This is a genomic window from Streptomyces europaeiscabiei (assembly GCF_036346855.1).
Taxonomy (GTDB): Bacteria; Actinomycetota; Actinomycetes; order Streptomycetales; family Streptomycetaceae; genus Streptomyces; species Streptomyces europaeiscabiei.
In genome coordinates, this window is record NZ_CP107841.1 from 9,563,893 (window position 1) to 9,587,160 (window position 23,268).

The following is a 23,268-nucleotide window of genomic DNA, read 5'->3' on the forward strand; positions in this document are numbered from 1 at the left end:
GCCTGTCGGGTCGCGTCCGGGTGGGGTGTCGGCCTACCCGCATCGCGCGCATCCGTATCGCTTGACACGATGCCATCTCGCATTGAAAGATGCCTGCCATGCGAGTAGTGACGACGGATACCGGCCTGGGCCGGATCGAGGACGGGGCTGTCGCCCTGCTGAACACTGCTTTTCCGCACGTCGGCGCGGTCCTAGAGCAGGAGGGTTCGCTGCGGTGCCTGGCGTCGTGCGCGGTGCGCCGACGTATCCCGCTCGAAGAGGCCACGCTCGTGGCGCCACTGGGCCGCCCCCGCGCGGTGTGGGGCGTCGGGCTCAATTACGTGTCGAAGGCGGCCCGCACCGGACGCGGACTGCCCGAGCAGCCGATCCTCTACCTGGCGGCGTCGTCCGGCGTGTCGGCACCCGGCGCGCGAGTGGTGATCCCGCGGTCCGCGACCGAACCCGACTACGAGGGCGAGATCGCGGTGGTCGTCGGACGCAGGCTGTACCGGGCGACGGAGTCCGAGGTCTGGCCCGCGATCGCCGGGGTCACCGCGGCCAACGACATGACGGCACGCGACATCATGCGCGCCACAGGCACCCCCGCCCTCGCCAAGAGCCACCCGGGCTTCACGCCGCTCGGCCCGTCGGTCCGCACTCCCGAGGACTTCACCGACCGTGACGCGATCCGCGTACGGACCCGGGTCAACGGCGAACTCGTGCAGGACGACACGAGCGACGGGATGATCTTCCCGGTTCCCGATCTGCTCAGCAGGCTGTCGTGGTTCACCGCGCTCGAACCCGGCGACGTCGTCCTCACCGGAACCCCGGCCGGCACCGGCCAGGACCGCGCGTGCTTCCTCGCCGACGGCGACGAGGTACGCGTCGAGGTGGACGGCGTGCTGCCCCTCGTCACCCGCATCGTGCGTCCCACGGACGCCCCCCAGCACGACCACCGGCTGACCGAACCGGTCAGCTGACCGTTCCCCACCCTGGAGCACACTGCGATGTCCATCTCCCCCCTGTCGTCGTACGACCTCGTCCTGGCCGGCGGCACCGTCATCGACCCGGCGTCGGACACCCACGCCCGGCTCGACGTGGCGGTCACCGGTGACCGCATCGCCGCTATCGGGGAGGGCCTGTCGGAGAACGCGGCCCGCACGATCGACGTCACCGGCTCCACCGTGCTGCCGGGCCTCGTCGAGGGCCACACCCACATCTTCCAGTACGTCTCCGCCGTCGGAGCCCCCGCCGAGGAGGCCCATCTGAGGCGCGGCGTGGTCGCCGCGGCGGATGCCGGCACGGCCGGCGCCTCGACGTTCGCGGCCTTCCGCAAGCTGGTGGTCGAGGCCAACCCGCTGCGCATCGTCAACTTCCTCAACGTCTCGGTGCTCGGCCTGATCGACTTCAGGTTCGGCGAGCTGCTGAACCCCGACACCCTGGTCCCCGAGGACGCGCTCGCGACGGCCGAGGCCCACCCCGACATCGTGCGCGGCTTCAAGATCCGTCTCTCCGAGGACGTCGTCGGCGAGAACTGGGAGTCGTTGCTGAAGAAGTCCGTGGCGCTGGCCGAACAGGCCCGTCTCCCGCTGATGGTGCACATCGGCGAGACCGAGGAGCCGGTGCCCGTCGTCCTCGACTACCTGCGCCCCGGCGACATCGTGGCGCACTGCTACACCGGCAAGCCGAACGGCATCCTCGACGGCGACCAGGTGCACCCCGCGGTCATGGCGGCCCGCGAGCGCGGCGTGCTGTTCGACTCCGCCCACGGCAAGAGCAACCTCAGCTTCGAGGTGGCACGCCGGGCGATCGCCGACGGATTCCTGCCCGACGTCCTCAGCTCCGACACCAGCGCCCGCAACTGGCGCGGCCCCGTGTTCGACCTGCTCACCAGCATCTCCAAGCTGGTCGCGCTGGGCGCGCCGCTTCAGGAGTGCGTCCGGCGGGCCACCGTGGCGCCGGCCCGGCTGCTCGGGCTCGACGCCGAGGGCTACGGGCGCCTGGAGGTCGGTGGGCGGGCCGACGTCACGGTCGTCGACTGGACCGACGAGGTCACCCTGCCCGACGCCGCCGGCAACACGATCGTCGCGCCGCGTCTGGAGCCGACCGTGGTGCTGCATGGCGGCAAGGAGATCGACATCGTGCCGTGGCGGGGTCTGAAGTCGGCCTGAGCAACCGCACATGTTGAAGCCGACTCGACGCGCCCGCACCTCCGGGAGGAATCCATGAGCGTCGGTGACGTCCATCTGCTGCGCCGCCGCCTGCGCGCGGCCCTGACGGCGGGGCGACCCGTCGTCGGCACGTTCGTCAAGCTGGCCTCGCCCGACGTGGTGGAACTGGCCGAGGCGGCCGGGTTCGCGTTCGTGGTCGTCGACCTCGAACACTCCACCCTCACCGAGCGAGACGCCGTCGACCTGGTGCGCCACGCCGACGTGTGCGGGCTGCCGGCCCTGGTCCGCGTGCCCGGGGTGGACGCCGCTGCGGTCAACCGGCTCCTGGAGGCCGGGGCGGCGGGAATCCAGCTCTCCATGCTCACCCACGTCGCCCAGGCAGAGGCGCTCCTGGCGGCGACCCGGTTCGCGCCGGCCGGCCGCCGGTCGGTGAGCCTGGCCAACAGGGCCGCCCGGTTCGGTGCGGCCCCGCTTGCCGGGTTCCTGCGTGCCGAGCAGGACGACCCGCCGGTGCTGGTGGGCCAGATCGAGACGGCGCGGACGGATCCGCTGCCGGAACTCGTCGCCGCCCTCGACGTGTGTTTCGTGGGCAGCACCGACCTCGCGGTCGACCTCGGCCTGCCGACGGACCCGGCGGTGTTGGGCACCGCGGTGGACCGGGTGAGGGATACCGCCCGCTCCGCCGGGGTGGGGTTCGGCGGCTGGGCGCCGAGCCGGCACGCCGCGTCGGACCTGGGACTCGGTGACGCCGACTACCTGGTCGTCGGATCGGACCTGCAGATGTTGGCGGCCGGCCTGCGGGCGGCCGCAGGAGAGGAGAACCAGTGAGCACACGCAACGCGGCCCTGTTCCACACCGTCGTCAATTGGGACGAGATGCCGGTGACCCAGGTGCGGCCGGGCGTCCGCCGCCGCGTCTACGCGACGGACGAGGTGATGATCTGCCATCACGAGCTCGAGATCGGCATGACCCTGAACCCGCACCGGCACGAGGACTTCGACCAGCTGGTCCATATCGCCGAGGGGCGCGCGAACTACTACGTGGACGGCGTCGCACACGACATGCGTGCCGGATCCTTCCTGCTGGTTCCCCGTGGCAGCGAGCACTACGTGGAGCCGACAGAGGCTCCCTGCGTGAACGTCGACTTCTTCGTTCCGCCGCGGGCCGACCTGCTTCCCTGAACGGCGGACGGGCGCTCTGGGGCATGCGCGTCGGCCACTCACCGGCGAGAACGACCCGCTCATGTGTGGGAACGGAAGAGGGCCCACGCCTCCTTTCCTTCTGGTGGTCGTCGCAACACCCCAGTTCAGGGGATGCGATGGACTTCGAGGTTCGGAAGGTGCGGACCCCTCAGGGGCCCCGCAGGTTGATGGCCGAGCGGGCCGCATACTTCCAGCTCATGGAGCAGGGCTACAGCACCCGGGAAGCGGTTCGCCTCGGCATCAACGCGCGGACCGGCAGGAAGTGGCGCAACGGCCACCACTCGCCGGGCAAGGGACTGAAGGCGGTTGCGCCGATCTGTCCGGTTCCGGGGCTGCCCCGGGAGCCGGTGGACCAGGCGGAGCCGCCTTCGTGGCCGTCGCGGTACCTGTGTGAGGAGGAGCGCATCCACATCGCGGACCGCCTGCGGGAGAGGGCATCGGTCCGGCGGATAGCTGCCGAGCTGGGCCGCAGTCCCTCCACGATCAGCCGGGAGATACGCCACAACCGCCGGCCGATGCCCCGGGGCGGCTTCGCCTACCAGCCCTTCCACGCCGACCGCCGGGCCCGCCGCAGACGCGCCCGCCCCGAGATCGGCGAGATCGGCCATTGCCCCGAGCTGCGGGACTTCGTCCAGGACCACCTGACGATGCGGTGGAGCCCGGAACAGATCTGGCAGGCTCTGCGGACACGCTTCCCCGACCGCCCGGAGATGCACGTGGTCCACGAGACGATCTACCAGGCCCTCTACGTCCAGGGCCGCGGCGAACTCCGCCGGGAACTGACCTGCTCACTGCGGACCGGCAGGGCCGTGCGACGCCCCCACCGCCACGCCGACAGGCGCATCAACCGGCCGATCAAGAACATGATCATGATCAGCGAGCAGCCGGCCGAGCAGCCGGCCGGGCCGCCGGGGGCCACCGGGAAGGCGACCTGATCATCGGCAAGAACGGCCAGTCCGCCACCGGCACGCTCGTCGAACGTTCCCCGGCTACTTGATGCTCGTCCACCTGCCGACCGGCCACAGCGCCCTGGCCACCCGCTACGCGCTCGCCACGACCGTCCAGACCCTCCCACCACATCTCTGGCGGTCCCTGAACTGGGACCGGGGCCCGGAGGTGTCCGGCCACCTCTCGTTCACCGTCGCCACCGACATCCCGGTCTACTTCTGCGACCCGGCCAGCCCTTGGCGGCGCGGCTCCAACGAAAACACCAACGGCCCGCTGCGGCAGTACTTTCCCAAGGGCACCGACCTGGCCGCCCACCCTCCCCAGGACCTGGCGGCCGTCGCCGCCGAACTCAACAGCCGCCCAAGCAAAACGCTCGACCGGGAAACCCCAGCCGAGCGCCTCGCCAAGCTCCTGGCCGCAGCCAGTTGATCACCTGTGTTGCAACGACCCATGGAATTCGCCCTCAGGGGTGGGCCCTCCGGTGTCGCCGCAGACGGGTCAGCCGCCGTTGGGCGCGTCCTCGGAGGTGCCCAGCCGCTGCGACAGCGCGCGAGCGGTCTCCAGCAGTGCCTGGGCCATCGGCGACTTGACGTCGTCGGGAACGGTCGCCGTGGTGCCGACGATGGCGAGCGTTCCGCTGATCTTGTCACCCTCGAAGATGGGCGCGGCGACGGTGCGGACCCCGTTGACCGTGGGGGAGTTGACCGACAGTCCGTGCTGCCGGATGGCCTCGAGTTCCTCGGTGAGCTCGGCCGACCTGCGGACCGCGCGCGGCAGCGTCGGCACCTGCTCCGGGGGCAGGAACGCGAGGAAGACGCGTCCCTGTGCCGAGGCCGTGAGGTTCAGGCGTGAGCCGACCCGGACGCTGATGCGCACCATGTGGTCGGTGTTGTCCACCGAGCGCACCACGGTCGCCGACTCACCGTCCCAGACCGACAACACGATCGTCTCGTCGATACGCCGGACCAGCTCCTCCATGTACGGCTCGGCGGCGGCGACGATCGGCAGGCCGGCCCGCGCCGCCGTGGCGAGCGTGAGCACCTGGGGCCCGAGGGAGTACAGCGACGTGCGCTCGTCGTACCGCAGCAGGTTCGCCGCCCGCAGCGCCTTCGTGTAGCGGTGCGCGGTCGCCTTGCTCGCACCGAGACGCGCGGTGATCTCGTTGAGGCTCATGTGCGGCTTGCCGACCGTGAACGAGCCGAGGATCAGCGCCGCACGCTGCACCGTCTGGATCGTCGGCGCAATCCTGTCCGGACCGTCCTGCTCCCCGGTGCCGCTCTGCGCCTTCGTGGCCATGGAATTCTCGCTCCTGTCCGTGCTCACTCAATGGTTGGGGGCGTCAAGTGAAACGCCATCTTGAATAAAGCAATGCTAAGGGTCGTGCCAAGGTGGGGGAAAGGGCGCTGGGACGTGCATCCACGTGGGCCGTGACGGTGAAACGGGAGCCTGACGGTTCGTCGTCGTCGGGCTCCCGTTCACCGAGCCGCTGGACGCTGCACCTCACGCGTCCGAAGAGTGCCCCGGTGTGATCGAGCATGTCGGGTCGAGCAGGGCGGCGATGTGGTTGACGGCCAGGGCCGCTTCACCGAAGCCGATGGAGATGAGGCTGACCTTGCCGTCGTGGTCGGCGATGTCACCGGCCGCGTAGACACGCTCCCGGTTCGTGCGCATCGTGCGGTCGACGAGGATGCGCCGACGCCGCAGCTCGAGTCCCCACCGCTCGATCGGGCCGAGATCGGCGATGAAACCCAGCGCGGCCACGACGGACTGGGCGGGCAGGGTGATCCGGTCGCCGTCGGAGCACGCGACCACGACCTCCGACACGGCTCCCTCGCCGGAGACCTTCTCGACCTCGTACGGCGCCAGCACCCGCACCGAGGACGCGTTCACCTGCTCGACACTGCGCTCGTGGGCCCGGAACCGCGTACGCCGGTGCACCAGCGTCACCGACGAGGCGATCGGCTCCAGCGACAGCGCCCAGTCCAGTGCGGAGTCCCCGCCGCCGACCACCACGACGTCCTGCCCGGCCAACTCGTTCAACCGCGGCACGAAGTAGCGCAGTCCTCGGCCCAGGTACTCGGAGCCCACCGGCAGCTCGCGGGGGATGAAGTTGCCGATACCGCCGCAGACGAGCACCGCGCCCGCGGTGATCCGCGCGCCGGCGTCCGTGGTGGCGACGATGCCCTCGCCGGTGTCGTCCAGCCGGGTGACGCCATGCCCGAGCAGATAGGTGGGGTTCCACCGCCAGGCCTGCTCGGCGAGCCGGTCCACCAGGTCCTGACCGCGGACGGCGGGAAAGCCGGCCACGTCGTAGATGAACTTCTCGGGATACAGCGCGGCGATCTGGCCGCCCACCTCGGGCAGAGCGTCGGCGACCGCCACGCTCAAACCGCGGAAGCCGGCGTAGTACGCGCCGTACAACCCGGTCGGGCCGGCGCCGATGATGAGCAGGTCGACGGAGAGCTCGGGGCCGGCGCCCGTGGTCGCGTGGCCGGTCACGCACCCACCTCCGGGTGGTCGTGGCCGACCTGGCCGACCTTGCGAGCGCCGCCGGGCGATCCGAGCGGTGGGGTGCCGAGGGTGAAGAACTCGGCGTTGATGCGCTCGAAGTGCTTGCTCTCCTCCGGCAGGTCCTCGTGGTGGAAGATCGAGATCTGCGGGCAGACGGGTTCACAGCGCCCGCACTCGACACATTCGTCGGGCTGGATGTAGAGCATCCGGTCGCCCTCGTAGATGCAGTCGGCCGGGCACTCCTCCATGCATGACTTGTCCATGATGTCGACGCAGGCCTGAGTGATGACGTACGGCACGAGCTTGTTGCCCTTCACACGGTCGCACAGAATGCGAGACGGTGTATTTCAATGTGGAACAGGATGATGGTGCCGCCGGGGCGAGGTGTCAACCGTGAGGTGAATGCTTGACACCGCCGGGTTGACGGGGGACGCTAATGCGACATACGAGATGGCGTCTCACAGCACGCCACTCGGGTCGGGACTTGTGAGAGGCAAACTCCCCATGGGAAGCAACCCCCGGACCGTCCCAGCGCCGATGATTGTCGAGGACTGGGACCAGCTCACCTTCCGGGTCAACCGCGAGGCCTACCGAAGCGCGGAAATCTTCGCCCGGGAACGCGGCTGGGTGTGGATGCACACCTGGCTCTACCTCGGGCACGAGACCGAGATCCCCAACCCCAACGACTTCAAGGTCCGCACCCTCGGCGGCCGGCCGCTGATCTTCTGCCGGGACAGCGCCGGCGAAGTGCACGCGTTCCTGAACTCCTGTCCGCACCGCGGCACCGTGCTGTGCCGCGAGAACGAGGGTTCCACGAGGCTCTTCCAGTGCTTCTACCACGCCTGGACGTTCCGCAACAACGGCGAGGTCGCCGCGATCCCCGATGCAGGGGCCTATGAATCGAGCGACGAGTTCCGGGAGTCGATGGGGCTGCGCGGCGTGCCGCGACTGGAGATCCACGAGGGATTCGTCTTCGTCTCCTTCGACCCCGATGTGCCGCCGCTGCTGGACTACCTCGGTGATGCGGCCGACTACATGACCATGATCCAGCAGCAGCACGCCGGCGGCATGACCACGCTGCCCGGCACGCAGCTCTACAGCGTGCGGGGCAACTGGAAACTCGCCGTCGAGAACGCCATGGACGGGTACCACTTCGCGCCGACGCACAACACGTTCGTGGGCTACCTGCGCGAGAGCGGCTACGCCGTCACCGACGACAACCAGTACGCGTACAACCTCGGCAACGGCCACGGGCTGCTGGTCCTGACCGGGCACGGCGGACGCATCAGCATGATCTGGGAACCGCGCTTCGGCGAGGACGAACGGGTCCGCACCGAGGCCCACCGGGCCGAGATGACGCAGCGGCTGGGGGAGGAGCGGGCGCACTACGTGGCCGACGAGAGCCACATCCTGTTCGTGTTCCCCAACCTGCTGCTGTTCGACATCGAGGGCTTGTCCATCCGGCAGCTGGAGCCGGTGGCGCCCGACCAGACCGACGTGCGTGCCTGGCAGCTGGTCCCGCGCGACGAGGACCCGGACACGCGCGCCCTGCGCATGAAGACGGTCGTCAGCTTCGTCGGCCCGGGCGGACTCGCGACGCCGGACGACATCGAGGCCTACGAGGCGGTGCAGCGCGGTATCCAGGCCACGGCGGGCGCCGGTGCGCCCGAGCTGGACTACAGCGACATGTCGCGCGGCATGGCCGACGAGGCCAAGGGTGTGCAGGGCAGATCGATCGACGAGGGCGCGATGCGGGGCTTCTGGCGGCAATGGGTCGAAGCAACGGGGCTCGACGACGGCCTCGAGATCCACGGCGAGCGACCGGCGTCCTTCCTGGCGGGGAGGGACCTGCGATGACGACGATCAGCAACCGCGGGCTGGTCCGGTGCGCGGGGCGCACCGTCACCCGGCCGGAGGTGGAGGACTTCCTCTACGCCGAGGCGGACATCCTCGACCACTGGGACTACGACGGCTGGCTGGCCCTCTTCGAGCCTGGTGCCCGCTACGAGATCCCGACCACCGACTACCGCCCCGGCTGGTCCCCGCACGAGACCGGATCGTTCGTCGACGACGACTGGGACCTGCTGAACGCGCGGGTCAAGCGACTGAAGTCCCGCAAGGCGCACGCCGAGAACCCGCACTCGCGCACGCACCGGCTGGTGTCCAACGTGCGGCTGTCCGAGGAGTCGGAGGACTCCTTCCGGGTTTCGGCGGCGTTCGTCGTGCACCGCGCTCGCGACGGGCGATTCGACGCCTACGTCGGGTGGTACGACCATCTGCTGGTGCCGACCGAGGACGGATTCCGCTTCCGGTTGCGGCGCTCGGTCCTCGGCCACGAGTCGCTCTCGGCGGGCGCCCGGCTCAGCTTCATCCTCTAGTCGGCGGCGGAAGGTGACCCCGATGATCCGACACACCCTGTCCTTCCGTTTCGCCGACGGAGTCGATCAGGCCACACGGGAGTCCGTGCTGGCCGAGCTGCGTACCTTCCCGGACCGGTACCCGGCCATGCGCGGCTTCGTCCTCGGCGAGAACATCAGCACCCGCGACCAGACCTTCACCCACACCATGGCCGTCGACTTCGACAGCCAGGACGATCTGCTGGCCTATCTGGGCAGCGAGTCCCACGAGAGCTTCGTGCGTACGCGCTGGCGCCCGGTCATCGCCGGGCAGGCCATCACCTCGTTCGAGTTCACCGAGCGTCCCTCGCTCGCTGAAGGAAGGACATCCCCAGTGAGCACACGCCCGCACGGGCCGTACGGCATGGAGTACGCCCGGATCGAGGTTCCGGACATGCAGGCCGCGATCGACTTCCTCCAGTACCACGTAGGGCTGCAACTGGAGCAGCGCACGGACGAATACGCCTACCTGCGCGCCGACATCGAGCACCACGCGATCGAACTGATCAACGCGCCCGAGCGCACCGACGGGTGGACGACCGCGGTCGGCTACAGCGTGGAGAGTGAGGAGGTCCTCGAACAGCTGCGCAAGAGCGTCGCCGACGCCGGCCTGGAGATCCTCGACCTCCAGGAGCGGCAGCGGGCGCTGTGCGACAACGGCTTCGCGGTGAAGGATCCCGACGGCCTCATCGTCGAGCTGTTCACCGAGTTCCAGGAGTACGCCGAGCCGCCGCACCTCGAGATCCGGCCGCTCGACCTGGTGCACCCCTTCATCGCCACCTCGCAGTTCGAGGAGATGGTGGACTTCTACCAGAACGTCCTGCGGTTCCGGCCCTCGGACCACGTCGTCGGCTCGACCACGTTCTTCCGCTGCGAGGACCGCTACCACCACAGCCTGGCCATCCAGAAGAACAACGAGCACTACGTCGCGCACCTGTGCTTCGCGATGAAGAGCCTCGACCACGTCATGCGGATGCGCGCCCGCGCGCTGTACAAGGGCGCGCCGATCGCCTCCGACATCGTCAACCACTCGGCGTCGACGTCGATCGCGTTCTACATGCACGACACCCGCTTCGGCCCGCGTTACGAGCTGTGCGACCGGCACCGGGTGTTCACGCCGGAGGAGCACGAGACGCACCGGCCCCGCAGGATGCCCGCCGACCCGCGCAACATCGACGTGTGGCGTCCGGCCTCCGACGACTGGGGACGTTTTTGAGACAGCAGTTGCTCGACGTCCTGCACCTGCTCGACACGCTCCCCGCCCCACGCGGCGGGGAGCGCACGGCGGCCCACCGGTTGCGCGCCTGGTGCGCCGAGCGCTGGCCGCACGTCGAGTGGCAGGTGCTGGAGTACGGCTCCGCGGGCGGCAGCCTGGTCGCCGCCCACGGAGCCGGGCCGCTGCTCTACTCCCACCTCGACACCTCCCTGGACGAGGGAGGTGCGGCGAACCGGCTCGTCACCGGCGACGACGCGCCCGTCGGCCCGCTCACTGTCGACGGTGACATGGTGATCGGCTTCGGCCTCGGGGTCGCCCGCGGGCCCGCGGCCGCCGCGCTGGTCGCCTTCGCCGAGGCGGGTGCCGGGCGGCTCCTGCTTGCCGGTTCCGGGACGCACCGCCGCACGAGCGGGATCACCGGTCTGGAGGCATACACCGACGCCTACCCGCTGCCGCCCTCGGCGATCGTGGCCAAGTGCGGCCCGCCGACACTGCTGTGGCACGAGCCGGGCGCGTTCTACCTGACCGTCCGGGTGACCGGACGCTCCGGGGCCGCGATGGTGGCGGAATCCGCCACGCCACCCGGGGGAGTCATCGCTCAGGCCGGCATCGTCCTGGACGAACTGGCACGCTGGCGTACGGCCTACCTGGCCGCCGATCCCAGGGTGGGGCAGACCGGCCGGGCGTGCGGAATCGGAGCGATCAGTGGGGGATGGCCGGACAAGCCGGACCTGCTGCCGGCCCAACTGCGGGTCGATCTGTACGTCGTCGTCGGTGACCAGGTGGAGCCGAAGGCGCTGGCGGCCGAGCTGACCGACCGGCTGCGGGCGCGGTGTGCGGCGTCGGTACTGCGTGATTGCGACATCGAGGTGGAGGCCGAGCCGGTCGCGTCCGCCGCGGCCACGCCGGCCGACGCACCGGTGGTGACGGCCGCCCGAGCGGCCTGGCTCGACGAGTTCGGTACGCAGCCGCCGCCGATCACCGGATGGACGGGCTCGACCGACGGCGTCGCCCTGCGGGCTCGCGGCGTCGACACCGTTCGCCTCGGCCCTAGGGCGAGGCCGGCCACCGATGAACCGCGTAGCGACGCCCTGTCGTTGACGGAGCTGACCGCCTTCGCGCGCATGTACCGAAAGCTCTTGACCGAACCGGGCTAGCCCGGGCGCTCACCGACGGTGGACCGGTCGGGCAGCACGACGGCGGCGCGGACCCCCGCCCGAGCCAGAAGTACCGGAGTGCTCCGCCGAAGGCCGTCAGCCGATGCGGGCGCCGCCGGGGCGAGTGCCTGCTCGACCGCCGACCGGACGTCGACGCGTCCCGGTCGAGGTGCCCCTCCGTCCCCGCGGGCCCGGCCCCGTCAGGGAGGTGAGCGACGCCGAGACGGCCGAGCGGCCCCAAGACAGCCACTGGTGAACTCGAGTTTGCCGGGGCGCGACCTCATACGTAGGGCAGGGATGCCCTGAAAGGAAGTGGACGGGACGATGGACAAAGTCATCGCCTCAGCCCCCGAAGCCGTAGCGGACGTTCTCGACGGGGCCTCCCTGACAGTCGGCGGCTTCGGTTTGAGCGGGGTCCCGGACGTCTTGATCCAGGCCCTGTACGACGCCGGTGTGACAGGACTGGACGTGTTCTCGAACAACTGCGGCGCTCTGGATTCCGGCCTCGCCGTGCTCCTCGCCGCGGGCCGGATCGCGCGGGTGACCGGCAGCTATATCGGCGGCAACCAGGAGTTCGCCCGTCAGTACCTGGGCGGCGAGATCGAACTGGAGCTGATTCCTCAGGGCACGCTCGCGGAGCGACTACGGGCCGGGGGCTGCGGCATACCCGCCTTCTACACCCCGGCCGGCGTCGGCACGCTGGTCGCCGACGGCGGCCTGCCGTGGCGGTACGACCGTGACGGCGGCATCGCCGTCGCCTCACCACCCAAGGAGGTCCGCGAGTTCGCAGGCGGGGACTACGTCCTGGAGCACGGGATCACCACAGACTTCGCCCTGGTGAGAGCGGCGAAGGGGGACCGCCACGGCAACCTGGTGTTCAGCAAGTCCGCCCGCAACTTCAACCCGTTGGCGGCCATGGCCGGCCGCATCACGATCGCCGAGGTCGAGGAGCTGGTCGAGCCGGGCGGCATCGACCCGGACCAGGTCCATCTGCCGGGCATCTTCGTGCAGCGGGTGGTGGCCCTCAGCCCCGAGCAGGCCGCCGACAAGAAGATCGAGAAGCTGACAGCCGTCCCCAGGGACCGGGAGGTGCGGGCCTGATGGCTTGGACACGTGACGAAATGGCCGCCCGCGCGGCCCATGAGCTGCGCGACGGCGAGTACGTCAACCTGGGTATCGGCCTGCCGACCCTGATCCCGGACCATGTGCCCGAGGGCGTCCATGTAGTGCTGGAGTCGGAGAACGGCGTGCTCGGCACCGGCCCCTTCCCCTACGAGGACGAGGTCGATCCCGACCTGATCAACGCGGGCAAGGAGACCGTCACGGTGCTGCCCGGCGCGGCGTTCTTCGACTCGGCGCTGTCCTTCGGCATGATCCGCGGCGGCCACATCGACACCGCCGTACTCGGCGCCATGCAGGTATCCGAGCTGGGCGACCTCGCCAACTGGGCGATCCCGGGCCGGATGGTGACCGGCATCGGCGGAGCCATGGACCTCGTCCACGGTGCCCGTCGGGTGATCGTCACCATGACGCACACTGCGAAGGACGGCAGCCCGAAGATCGTCCAGGAGTGCGATCTGCCGCTCACCGGGAAGGGCTGCGTGGACCGGATCATCACCGACCTGGCCGTCCTCGACGTGACCGACGGCGGTCTGGTCCTCGTCGAGACCGCCCCCGGCGTCACGCATGAGGAGGTCGCCGCGAAGACGGCGGCGAAGGTGATCATCCCCCACGAGATCGCCTGCTGACCCAGCTGAACGTGAACGTCGCCGATGCTGTCGGCACCCCGACCGCCCGGTACGGCGGCACGCTGCTCGTGGGCGTGCCGCCGTACCGGGCGGTCGTTTCATGGAGAGGTTGCGCCGGTCGCCGGCGGGGTTCGGGCCCGGCGGAGGTGATTCGTGGGTCGCCGGTCCCCGCGATGTCCGGTCGTCGGCGCTGTTGCCTGACGGTTTCGACGGCACTGGTTCCTGACGGACTTCTTCGTCCGGGCACAAAACCGCCGCAGCCGTGCGTCGGCATGGCTGCGGCGGTGGGGAAACTGTCGGTGGTGCTGTCACACTCCCCAGTCGTCGTTGACGGTGACCGCGTCGGCGATACGGAACCGGCCGCCAGGCACCAGCGGCGTCGTGGGCTCACCCAACTCGACTACGTGCTTGCCGAACTTGGGAGCCAGCGGGCGGCCGACGTCCCGCCTGAGCCACAGACGCAGCAGGTGCCGACGGCGCTCCGGCTCCGGGTGGTCGACGTAGCTGGTGCGTGAGTGCAGCGCGGCGTAGTTGAGCAGCCACTGCACGTCCCCCGGCTGGAAATCCATGTCGATCGGCAGGCCCGGCTCCTGCGAGATCTCGTCGAAGAGATTGATGGCCGCGACCTGGTCGGGCGTCAGTCGCGGGACACCGGGGTACTCCTGGGCACTGAAGATCATCGAGTTGCCCGCGTAGGTGCTGAAGACTCCGTCGACGTAGCCGATGATCGGCGAGGTGTACGTCAGTTCCGGAGAGTCGGGGTCCTGACGCCGCCAGTCCCAGTGGTACGTGTCGAAGAGCCGAGGAGCGAGGTCCGGCCGACGACGCAGCATCTCGTTGTAAATGGTGGTGCCGCTGACCAGGCTGGAGGCTCCACCATCCTTGGCGCCGCGCAGGCACATGAGAGCCACGACGTCGGAGCTGTCCGAGTGGAACGGCAGCCGGTCCCGTACACGGGAGGGCAGAGCCCCCTCGTCGGACAACGTCTTGTTGGAGGTGGCGATCACGTGGTCGAGCAGGTCCCCACGCTGGTTCTGTCCGATCGGCTGGCCCAGGTGCAGTCCCATGACGAAGAAGATGGCGGCGGCCATGGCGTCGCCGTACTCCTCGGTGCGCAGGCCGCGCACCAGGACGAAGCCGCGTCCGGTGTCCATCTGGGCTGCGCACTCCTCGTTGAGTGCGCTGCAGGCGTCGAACGGGTAGTCGGCGGCGGTGACGGTGCGCAGGTCGGGGTTCTCGGCGACGAAGCGCCGTCCCAGTGCCTCCAGCTCGGCGCGCTCGGCGTCGCTGAGCACGTAGATCCATTCGGTGGACCTCGACAGCTCGTCGCCGCGCCAGGCGGACGGTCCCGAGATCGGCTGAAGGCCGACAGTGGTGGTCATGATGATGCGCTCCTCGAAATACGGTGAAAGCCCGTGGGCGAAGACCCGACGGACGACGACGGTCTCGGTGCGGCGGGTGTTCGTCGCTCGGCGACGAACGGCACTCGGAACACTCAGAACGGGGTCTGAGGCTCGCCGGCGGCCGTACCGGGGCGCAGTCCTTCCCGGGGCGGGAAGTAGCTGAGCGGCTCGTCATAGGTCCGGCGGCCAGCGCACGACACGAGCAGAGCGCCGATCAGGGCGACTGTGTCCATGCTGGTTCCGTCCTTTCGAGAAGTACCTCAACCGTAGGCGAGGGCAGAATATGAGTCAATAGGCGGGACATCGTCTCGTATTACAGTACGCGCACGGCGGTGGTGGCAGCGTCCGGGTGGCGCCGTTGACGGCGGCGGCCTCGACGACCTTGCGCGTCGCGGGCGGCAGGGAAGCCAGGTCGAGGGCGATGGCTCTCGGTGACCTGTTCGTCCTCGTCGAGGAGGAAGCCACGATCCGCCGCGCATACGCCGTGCACCCCGTGGCCGCGCTGCAGACCGAATACTCCCTGTGGACCCGCGACGTCGAAGCCGAGATCCTCCCCCTGCTTCAGCGTCCGTTCGACCGCGGCCGCCATCTGCTCCGCGGCGTCGGGATCGTGCGTGCGGGCGTACATCAGCTCCAGCAGCTCGGCGTTGTCGATGGCGAAGCCGAGGTAGCCCCGGGCGAGAGCGGTGAGCCGGAGTTCAAGGGGAAGCGCGGGGTCGTCGGCGGCGGTACGCCGAGGGTGACCGGGTCGGCGTCGCCCCTGCGCCGCTGGAGTGTCGGTCCCGGCAAGAAGGTGGCCGTCGTCGGCCTCGGCGGGCTGAGCCACATGGCCGTCAGGCTCGCGCACTCCATGGGCTGCGAAGTCACCGTGCTCTCCCAGTCACTCAAGAAGCAGGACGATGGTCTGCTTCTGGGCGCCGACCACGACCACGCCAGCACTCCGGCCGCCTTCGAGCGACTCGCCGGTACTTTCGACGCCATCGTGAACACGGTCAGCGCCCGGATCGACCTCGATGCCTACCTGCCGCCGTTTGCCACGGACGGCATCATGGCCAACGTCGGCGCCCCCGAGCCGGTCCCACTCGATGTCTTCGCCCTTCTCGGCGGACAGCGGGCCCTCGCCGGCTCCCTGATCGGAGGCATCCGCGAAACGCAGGAGATGTTCGACTTCTGCGCGGAGCGCCGCATCGGTTCCGAGATCGAGGTCATACCGGCCGGGAAGATCAACGAGGCGTACGAGCGCGTCCTCGCCTCCGACGTGCGCTACCGGTTCGTCATCGTCATCGTCATCGACATCGCGGCGCTGAGCTGAGCCCTTCCGGGGATGCCGAATGTCGCCGCAGGGCCGTCCCGAACGCCCCGAGGGTTCACCGGGGAAGAGCTGAGCAGGGCAGCAGTGCCTCATCCTGAGGCACTGCTGCCCACTCGCGGGTCTATCGGTGGCGCGGGTGAGGCGGCTGCACGGGCGTCACCCCGGGCGCGTTTCTCACGTCTGTCCCGCGAGGGGACGCGCTGTCCCGCCAACACCCCCGTGGCCTGTGGCCGTTGCCGCTTCCGGTGCGCGGGGAACCAGCCCGACCAGCAGGGCGCCGATGACGCCGGGTACGGCGAGTGCGTAGAAATTCCACTGGAACGCCAGCCCGGCTCCGATGATGAGCCCGAGCAGCGGCGGGGCGAGCATCGAGCCGAGGCGGCCGAACCCCAGCGTCCAGCCCATCGCCGTGGCGCCCATGCGCACCGGATAGTGCTTGGAGACATAGGCGAGGACGAACGACTGCGTGCCCATCGCCCCGACACCCCCCAGCGCGACGGCCGCGTACAGCACCGTCGTGGGCAGCCGCAGGCTGAGCAGTATGACGGCCACGCTGGACACGAGGTAGGTCGTGGTGATGATCGGTTTGGAGCCGAATCGGTCGGCGGCCAGCGAGATGACGAGCGTGCCGACGACGGCTCCGATGTTGAACACCAGGAGGAATCCGAGCGAGGAGCCCGTGGAGTAGCCGGCGCGACGCATGATCTCCGGGAGCCAGGTGTTGAAGCCGTAGATCATGAAGAGGCACAGGCACGTCATCGCCAGGAAGCAGACGGTCGCTCCGACGTAGCTGCGCGAGAAGAGGGCCCGTACCGGCGACATGCTGCCCGAGTCGGTACCGGACGGGCTCTGCTCAGGCGCGGGTACGCCCTGCTGCGCATCGTCCGCGGTGATGTTCCAGCGGTCCGCGATCCTGTCCGCCTCGGCGTGCAGTCCCTTCGTCCGGAGGAATGTGATCGACTCCGGCAGAAACCTGATGGCCAGTGGCAGGACGAGGACAAGCGGGAGGAGGCCGAGGAGGAACATCGTCTGCCAGCCGAACCGTGGCAGCACGAAGATTCCGGTGAGGGCGGCGATGATGCCGCCTACGGGGAAGCCGCTGAAGAGGATCGCGAAGACCAGGTTGCGCGTCTTGGGGTGCGAGTACTCACCCACCAGCGCGCTCGCGGTCGGCAGCACACCGCCGAGACCGAGGCCGGCGAGGAAGCGGAAGAGGCCGAACACCTCCGGAGAGGTGGCCGTCGCACACAGGCCCGTCATCACCGAGAACCAGATCAGGCAGCCGATCAGCATCTTGCGTCGGCCCAGAGTGTCGGTGAGCGTGCCGACCGTCGTGGCTCCGATGAGCATCCCGACAAGAGCGAATGAACCGATCAGACCGGCACCGGCGGGAGTGAGGCCCCATCCGGGTTCGTGGAGCAGGGTCGGAATCACCGCGCCGTAGACGACGACGTCGTACCCGTCGGCTACGACGGTGATCCCGCAGATCGCGAGTACCAGCAGTGTCACCGGGGGCCAGGTGGCGTTGCCACGACTTCCTCTGCGGCTGTCTTCGTGCATGACGGTTCCTCTCACATGGCTCTGCTGTTGCGGTGAGGGTTCTCTCGCTTGGATGTGGCGTACGTTCTTGTGGAGGCCGTCGGAGGATCCACCCCAGGACGCACATGCGGAGGCGAGGACGGCGGCTCTTCCCGATGTTCCGGCGGCATCGTGTGTTGCTCGCCCCGCATCGCTAAGTGTGCACACTGCTACGGGCCTGTAAAGAGTTACGTCCAGAAAATCGCTCCACATTCTCACATTGGTGCGATGTGAGAGCGTGAGTGTATGCACATCTGTTGTTCATGTCAGGCTGCTCAGCGCGAACACGTCACGCCTCGGCACCGGCCCTTCGGGCTCGCGACACCGCGGCCGGCCAGCACCACCGCCGGTACCAGCAGGTGGGTCCGGGCATCGGCGCCCACCACGGACAGGGCTGCCACCACAGGCGCAGGCCGATGACGTAGGCGCCACCGGGGATACGTTCCGCTGCTCCCCACGTGGTCGGTTCGTCGGCCAACCGGTGTGCGGTGGCGTGGCTGAGGCCGGCGATCCGGCATATCCGGGCGAGCGTCAGCTCCGGGCGTTCCGGCGGGTACGCCCCAGGATCGCCAGGGCCCGAGAGGTGACTTTGCGCCCGCGGTCGTTGCTGTCGGCCGTCTCGGCTCCCTACTCGATGTCCATTCAGCGGACATCGTGCTGCCCCTGGTGAGACCGATCGCGGAATCTCACCCTCGGGCTCCTGAGGCCCCTCACGGGATGACGCGGGGGAGACGCCGCCGCCGTCGGCTGCGGAGGCCGCCGTCTGTCCCATCACCGATGAAAGGAGTCAGGGCATGCGCATGACCGTGACGCCGCGGGACCGCGGCGGTCATGACACCGACTCGGCAGACAGGTCGTTGATGCGTTTCGAGCACGAGACGCTGCCTCAGCGGGTGTGTTTCGCCTCGGGCGAGGCGGTGTCGGCGCTACGGGCCGAGGTGGAGCGGCTCGGCGCCACGCGGGTGATGGTGATCGCCGCGGAGGCGGAGGCGGAGCTTGCGCAGCGGGTCACCGCCGGCCTTCCGGTCGCGCTGCGGTGGAGCGAGGTGGTGATGCACGTTCCCGTGGAGGTCGCCGAGCGGGCACGTGCCGCCGCGACCGTACACGAGGTGGACTGCCTGGTCAGTGTCGGTGGGGGCTCCACCACCGGACTGGCGAAGACGATCGCGTTGACTGCGGACGTGCCCATGGTGGACGTCCCCACCACCTACGCGGGCTCGGAGGCCACGAGTGTGGGGTCTGACCGAGCGGGCACGCAAGACCACGAGGGTGGACGCGCGAGTCCTGCCCCGTTCGGTGGTGTACGACGCGACGCTGAGCGTGTCCTTGCCGGTGCCGATGAGTGTCGCCTCGGGGCTGAACGCGCTGGCGCACTGCGTCAACGCGATGTGGGGCCCTCGTGTCGATCCGGTCGACCGGGCGCTGCGGGTGAGGGGATCCACGCGCCGGCGACCGGGCTGCCCGCGGTGATGGCCGACCCGGCCGGCCTTCCGGGCCGTGAGCGGGCGTTGTACGGGACGTACCCGTCTGCCGTGGCGTTCTCGTCGGCGGGGTCGGGCTGCACCACAAGATCTGCCACGCCCTCGGCGGCAGGTACGACCTGCCGCACGCCCAGACCCACGCGGTGGTGCTGCCGTACGTGCTGGCCTTCAACGCGCCCCGCGCCCGGCGCCCCGCAGGCCGAGCGGCGGATCGCGGCCGCGTTCGGAGCGCGGTCGGCGATCGAGGGGCTACAGCGCCTTCGGCACGACGTGGACGCGCCGAAGGCGCTGCGCGACTACGGGCTGAAGGAGTCCGACGTCGACGACGGGGTCCGGGCGGTCCTGGAGGTGGTGCCGGCCGGCAATGCGCGTCCGGTGACGGCCGGCTCTCTCCAGCGCCTGCTGCGTTCGGCCTGGCGGGGGGCGGACCCGAGCACGATGACCGATGGCATGGAGGACGGATGATGACGATGACGAGTGAGCAGAACCGGACCGCTGAGCAGCAGGAGAGGGAACAGGCTCTGGTCGAGCAGGTCGTGGCCTCGTTCGAGACCGCGAAGGACCCACGGCTGAAGCAGTTGACGCAGGCGCTGACCCGGCACCTGCACGCGTTCCTGCGCGAGGTGCGGCTGACCGAGGCGGAATGGGCGTCCGCGATCGAGTTCCTCACCGCGGCCGGACACATCACCGACGACAAGCGGCAGGAGTTCATTCTGCTGTCGGACGTGCTCGGGGCGTCCATGCAGACGATCGCGATGAACAACGAGGCCTGTGCGAACGCGACGGAGGCGACCGTGCTCGGGCCGTTCTTCGTCGAGGGATCACCCGAGATCCCGCTGGGCGGGGACATCTCCTTCGGTGCCGCCGGGCAGCCGTGCTGGGTCGAGGGCACGGTCACCGGAACCGACGGCGAACCCGTGCCAGGTGCGCGCATCGAGGTGTGGGAAGCCGACGAGGACGGTTTCTACGACGTGCAGTACGACGACGACCGCATGGCGGCGCGGGGTCACCTCGTCGCCGACGAGACAGGCCACTACCGGTTCTGGGCGATCACCCCGACCCCGTACCCGATCCCGCACGACGGCCCCGTCGGCGCGCTGCTGGCCGCGGTCGGCCGTTCCCCCATGCGCGCCTCGCACCTGCACTTCGACGTCCGGGCCGACGGCAAGCGGACCCTGATCACCCACATCTTCGTCCGGGGCGACGAACTCCTCACCTCCGACGCCGTGTTCGGCGTCAAGGACTCGCTCATCCACGACTTCGTGGAGCATCCCGCGGCGACCCCCACCCCCGACGGACGCGACGTGGCCGGCCGTGCCTGGTCCAGCGTCCGCTTCGACATCGTCCTCGCTCCCGCACAGACAGGACTCTGCGAATGAACAGACACGACAGCCAGCACACGCCGGACTGCGCGTGGCCGTGATCGGCGGAGGAATCGGCGGTCTCGCGACCGCTGCCTTCCTGCACCGGGCGGGGATCTAGGCGACCGTGCACGAGCGGGCTCCCGCCCTGACCGAGGTCGGTGCCGGCCTCGTCGTCCCTCCCAACGCCGTGCGACTGCTGGGGCCTCGGCCGACTTGATCGCTTCCGGGAACGCGCGGTGGCACTGCGGGCCGGACGGGAGGTCCGGCGCTGGGAGGACGGGCGCGTGCTCTTCTCCCAGGAGCGCGGCGAGGCATGCGAACGGCGCTTGTGAGCAGAGCTACGTCGCGCACCGCGCCGACCTCCCCGCCGCGGTGCGGTCGGCCGTCCCCGAGGCGTCGCTGCGTCTGGGGCTGCGGCTCGCCGGCCTCCACCGGCTGGACGAAGGCGTCGAGCTGACCATCACCGACGGATCACGGGAGGTCGCCGATGTCGTCATCGGTGCAGACGGCGTGCACACCACCGTCGGCCGGTTCGTGGCCGAAGCGGAAGCACAGGCTGCCTCGGGTCGCCTGGAGGGCGGGCCCGGGCCGGTAGACCTTGTGACGGTCCTGCTCCGCGAAGCCATGGAAATGGAAGACGAGCATCGCCAGGATCCGGTGTGCGGTCGAGCGAGCGACGCCGAGTTCGCCGGCGACGTCCATCACGCGGAGCTCGTCGCGTTCGTGCAGCAGTTGTACGGCACGCAGGGCGTTACCGGCGGCGCTCACCGGATGGGAGGGATTCCTCGTAGAGGAATCCTAGGCTCACCAGATTCCGTAAAGGGCAACCACAACGTAGGATCGCCTCATTAAACTGTGCACACATTGGCGAGGATTCCTCTCGTCGGGTCCGGAGGCTGACGTGAAAGGCGCAGTCGGTGGCGCGAGTCGGTGGAAGCTGCTCGACAAACTGTATGCAGATGTTGAGGGGTGTTGGTCTGGCACCGCTGTGGACACAAGTCAGTGACCTCATGCCGATGTCCCCGCAGCCGACCGCCGTCCCGCATCTGTGGCGGTGGGCGGAACTGCTCCCCATGGCTGAGCGGTCCGGACGGCTGGTGCCGGTGGGGCGCGGCGGTGAACGGCGAGCGATGGCGCTGTCGAACCCGGGCCTGAAAGGGCTGCCGTACGCGACACCGACCCTGTGGACCGCTATCCGGTACCTGAGGCCGAGGGAGGTCGCTCCCTCGCGCCGGCGCAGCCAGGGCGCCTTTGGTTCGTCGTCGAAGGAGAGGGTGTGTGGACGAACGTCGACGGGGATGCGGTGGCCATGCGTCGCGGCGACCTGCTGCCGACTCCCAGCTGGGCCTTTCACGAGTACCAGAACGTCACGGATGAGCCGATGACCTGCATCGACGGCCCCGACGTCCCGCTCGTATCCCAACTGGACGCCGGATTCTTCGAGTTCGGGCCCGATGAGCCGTCCACCCGTGCCACGCCGAAGCACTCCCGCGGCGAGCGGCTCTGGGGGCACCCGGGCCTGCGCCCGATCAGCCGGCCCGACCGACCTCCCCCTGGCCGCGTACCGATGGGAGCACACGGCCGCGGCGCGCACCGCCCAGCTGGAGCCGGAGTCCGAAGGCGCCCTCGGGGTGATCGAGCCGGGGCGCGCCGGCGTGCGCTTCTCCAACTCCACCACCGGCAAGGACGCCCTGGTCACTGTCCGCACCGAGATGCGCCGACTGCGCCAAGGAACGCGCACCGTCCCCGTGCGGTCGGTCGGCTCGGCCGTGTGGCAGGTCTTCGACGGCGAGACGGTCGCGACAGGCGACAAGGTCTTCGACATCACCAGGGGCGACCTGTTCGTGGTCCCGTCGCTGGTGCGAGGTCACGCTCACCGCACGCACACAGATCGACCTGTTCCGTTTCAGCGACGAGCCCGTGTACGAGGCGCTGGGTCTCGCGCGTACCCACCGAGGAGAGAACAAATGAAGCTCGCCACCATCCGGGTCAACGGCATCACCCGTGCCGTGCGCATCGACGAGGACAAGGCGGTGGACCTGGGCGAGAGCGACATGGTCGCCTTCCTGCGCCACCCCGACTGGTCCGCGCGGGCCGAGGCCGCCGACGGCGAACGGTACGAAGGCGCCCTGGACTACGCCCCTGTGGTCGTCGCTCCGGAAAAGGTCGTGTGCGTCGGCCTCAACTACCGCAATCACATTTTGGAGATGGGCCGGGAGCTGCCCCGACACCCCACCCTCTTCTCGAAGTACGCGCGGGCGCTGGTCGGCGCGTACGACGACGTCGTCCTGCCAGCCTCGTCCACGCAGATGGACTGGGAAGCCGAACTGGCCGTCGTCATCGGCGCGGAGGTCCGGCACGCGGGCCCCGAGCAGGCGCGCGCGGCGATCGCGGGATACACAGTGCTCAACGACGTCACCGCCCGGGACTGGCAGTTCCGCACCGCTCAATGGCACCAGGGCAAGACCTTCGAGGCCACGACGCCCATCGGTCCGTGGCTGGTCACCGCCGACGACCCCGCAGTGCCCGCCGGGAACCTGGAGCTGGCGTGCGAGGTCGACGGCGACACGGTCCAGAAGGCCGACACCGCTGATCTCGTCTTCGACCCGGTCACGCTGGTGTCGTACCTGTCCGAGATCGTGACGCTCGTTCCGGGTGACGTGATCGCCACCGGCACACCGGGCGGTGTCGGCCATGCGCGTAAGCCCGCCCGCTACCTGGAGCACGGTTCGCTGCTCGTCACCCGGATCGAAGGGCTCGGCGAGTGCCGCAACATGTGTCGCAGGGAGGCACGGTGAGCGG

Annotated in this window: 19 protein-coding genes and 3 pseudogenes; 15 read left to right on the top strand and 7 right to left on the bottom strand. The window is 69.5% G+C overall.

Going from position 1 to position 23,268, the window contains the following annotated elements:
* Positions 1-98: 98 nt before the first annotated feature.
* The 5 genes and pseudogenes from OG858_RS41525 to OG858_RS41545 all read left to right on the top strand — a co-directional run bounded on the left by OG858_RS41525 (position 99) and on the right by OG858_RS41545 (position 4,729).
* Positions 99-959, top strand: a complete 861-nt coding sequence (locus OG858_RS41525) for a fumarylacetoacetate hydrolase family protein (RefSeq protein ID WP_179201299.1) — start codon at positions 99-101, stop codon at positions 957-959.
* Between the two features lie 27 nt (positions 960-986).
* Positions 987-2,150, top strand: coding sequence for an amidohydrolase family protein (locus OG858_RS41530; protein ID WP_086751188.1), 1,164 nt, complete (start codon positions 987-989; stop codon positions 2,148-2,150).
* Positions 2,151-2,204: 54 nt separating this feature from the next.
* Positions 2,205-2,978 carry an HpcH/HpaI aldolase family protein gene (locus OG858_RS41535; RefSeq protein ID WP_086751186.1) on the top strand — a complete coding sequence of 258 codons (774 nt, stop codon included), beginning with the start codon at positions 2,205-2,207 and terminating at the stop codon, positions 2,976-2,978.
* The gene (locus OG858_RS41540; RefSeq protein ID WP_086751185.1) at positions 2,975-3,331 is read left to right on the top strand and encodes a cupin domain-containing protein; all 357 of its coding nucleotides are present in this window, start codon (positions 2,975-2,977) and stop codon (positions 3,329-3,331) included. Before OG858_RS41535 ends, OG858_RS41540 begins: the two co-directional genes overlap by 4 nt.
* A 137-nt stretch (positions 3,332-3,468) precedes the next feature.
* Positions 3,469-4,729 (top strand): annotated as a pseudogene (locus tag OG858_RS41545) (IS30 family transposase).
* Positions 4,730-4,798: 69 nt separating this feature from the next.
* Here OG858_RS41545 and OG858_RS41550 read toward each other — a convergent pair.
* The 3 genes from OG858_RS41550 to fdxA form a co-directional block, all read right to left on the bottom strand.
* Positions 4,799-5,596, bottom strand: coding sequence for an IclR family transcriptional regulator (locus tag OG858_RS41550; protein ID WP_086751183.1), 798 nt, complete (start codon positions 5,594-5,596; stop codon positions 4,799-4,801).
* A 204-nt stretch (positions 5,597-5,800) separates the two neighbouring features.
* Positions 5,801-6,799 carry an NAD(P)/FAD-dependent oxidoreductase gene (locus tag OG858_RS41555; RefSeq protein ID WP_086751181.1) on the bottom strand — a complete coding sequence of 333 codons (999 nt, stop codon included), beginning with the start codon at positions 6,797-6,799 and terminating at the stop codon, positions 5,801-5,803.
* Complete coding sequence (gene fdxA / locus OG858_RS41560; protein WP_373420882.1) at positions 6,796-7,128, bottom strand: ferredoxin; 333 nt, start codon at positions 7,126-7,128, stop codon at positions 6,796-6,798. Before fdxA ends, OG858_RS41555 begins: the two co-directional genes overlap by 4 nt.
* Positions 7,129-7,315: 187 nt before the next feature.
* On the opposite strand from fdxA, the gene OG858_RS41565 reads away from it, so the two are divergent.
* The 6 genes from OG858_RS41565 (at position 7,316) to OG858_RS41590 (ending at position 13,328) form a co-directional block, all read left to right on the top strand.
* A complete protein-coding gene (locus tag OG858_RS41565) occupies positions 7,316-8,668 on the top strand; it encodes an aromatic ring-hydroxylating oxygenase subunit alpha (RefSeq protein ID WP_327725673.1) in 1,353 nt (450 codons plus the stop codon).
* Entirely contained in the window at positions 8,665-9,189 is a 525-nt protein-coding gene (locus OG858_RS41570) for an aromatic-ring-hydroxylating dioxygenase subunit beta (protein ID WP_086751178.1), read from the top strand. The genes OG858_RS41565 and OG858_RS41570 overlap by 4 nt, the downstream gene beginning before the upstream one ends.
* 22 nt (positions 9,190-9,211) lie before the next feature.
* Positions 9,212-10,423: a Dabb family protein gene (locus tag OG858_RS41575; RefSeq protein WP_086751177.1), complete on the top strand. Its 1,212-nt coding sequence runs from the start codon at positions 9,212-9,214 to the stop codon at positions 10,421-10,423.
* Positions 10,420-11,580: a hypothetical protein gene (locus OG858_RS41580; RefSeq protein ID WP_319065438.1), complete on the top strand. Its 1,161-nt coding sequence runs from the start codon at positions 10,420-10,422 to the stop codon at positions 11,578-11,580. The genes OG858_RS41575 and OG858_RS41580 overlap by 4 nt, the downstream gene beginning before the upstream one ends.
* Before the next feature lie 324 nt (positions 11,581-11,904).
* The gene (locus OG858_RS41585; RefSeq protein ID WP_086754337.1) at positions 11,905-12,681 is read left to right on the top strand and encodes a CoA transferase subunit A; all 777 of its coding nucleotides are present in this window, start codon (positions 11,905-11,907) and stop codon (positions 12,679-12,681) included.
* Positions 12,681-13,328 (top strand): CoA transferase subunit B, encoded by a 648-nt coding sequence (locus OG858_RS41590; RefSeq protein ID WP_086754339.1) that lies wholly within the window; start codon positions 12,681-12,683, stop codon positions 13,326-13,328. Before OG858_RS41585 ends, OG858_RS41590 begins: the two co-directional genes overlap by 1 nt.
* Before the next feature lie 308 nt (positions 13,329-13,636).
* Here OG858_RS41590 and OG858_RS41595 read toward each other — a convergent pair whose 3' ends face one another.
* Together OG858_RS41595 and OG858_RS41600 are read right to left on the bottom strand one after the other, a co-directional pair.
* Positions 13,637-14,710, bottom strand: coding sequence for a TauD/TfdA family dioxygenase (locus OG858_RS41595; protein ID WP_086750674.1), 1,074 nt, complete (start codon positions 14,708-14,710; stop codon positions 13,637-13,639).
* Positions 14,711-14,823: 113 nt separating this feature from the next.
* Positions 14,824-14,964, bottom strand: a complete 141-nt coding sequence (locus OG858_RS41600; protein ID WP_179201248.1) for a hypothetical protein — start codon at positions 14,962-14,964, stop codon at positions 14,824-14,826.
* A 521-nt stretch (positions 14,965-15,485) separates the two neighbouring features.
* Here OG858_RS41600 and OG858_RS41610 point away from each other — a divergent pair.
* Positions 15,486-16,043: pseudogene (locus tag OG858_RS41610) on the top strand (zinc-binding dehydrogenase); the annotation flags it as partial.
* Between the two features lie 174 nt (positions 16,044-16,217).
* Here OG858_RS41610 and OG858_RS41615 read toward each other — a convergent pair.
* A complete protein-coding gene (locus OG858_RS41615; protein WP_319065437.1) occupies positions 16,218-17,603 on the bottom strand; it encodes an MFS transporter in 1,386 nt (461 codons plus the stop codon).
* A gap of 878 nt (positions 17,604-18,481) precedes the next feature.
* Here OG858_RS41615 and OG858_RS41620 point away from each other — a divergent pair.
* A pseudogene (locus OG858_RS41620) lies at positions 18,482-18,844 on the top strand (iron-containing alcohol dehydrogenase); the annotation flags it as partial.
* A gap of 728 nt (positions 18,845-19,572) precedes the next feature.
* Positions 19,573-20,481 (top strand): intradiol ring-cleavage dioxygenase, encoded by a 909-nt coding sequence (locus OG858_RS41625; RefSeq protein ID WP_319315005.1) that lies wholly within the window; start codon positions 19,573-19,575, stop codon positions 20,479-20,481.
* A 456-nt stretch (positions 20,482-20,937) separates the two neighbouring features.
* Here the strand turns inward: OG858_RS41625 and OG858_RS41630 are convergent, their stop codons facing one another.
* Positions 20,938-21,234, bottom strand: a complete 297-nt coding sequence (locus OG858_RS41630) for a helix-turn-helix domain-containing protein (protein ID WP_256961200.1) — start codon at positions 21,232-21,234, stop codon at positions 20,938-20,940.
* 701 nt (positions 21,235-21,935) lie between these two features.
* On the opposite strand from OG858_RS41630, the gene OG858_RS41635 reads away from it, so the two are divergent.
* Positions 21,936-23,264 carry a fumarylacetoacetate hydrolase family protein gene (locus OG858_RS41635; RefSeq protein WP_306300396.1) on the top strand — a complete coding sequence of 443 codons (1,329 nt, stop codon included), beginning with the start codon at positions 21,936-21,938 and terminating at the stop codon, positions 23,262-23,264.
* The last annotated feature ends 4 nt before the right edge of the window (positions 23,265-23,268 follow it).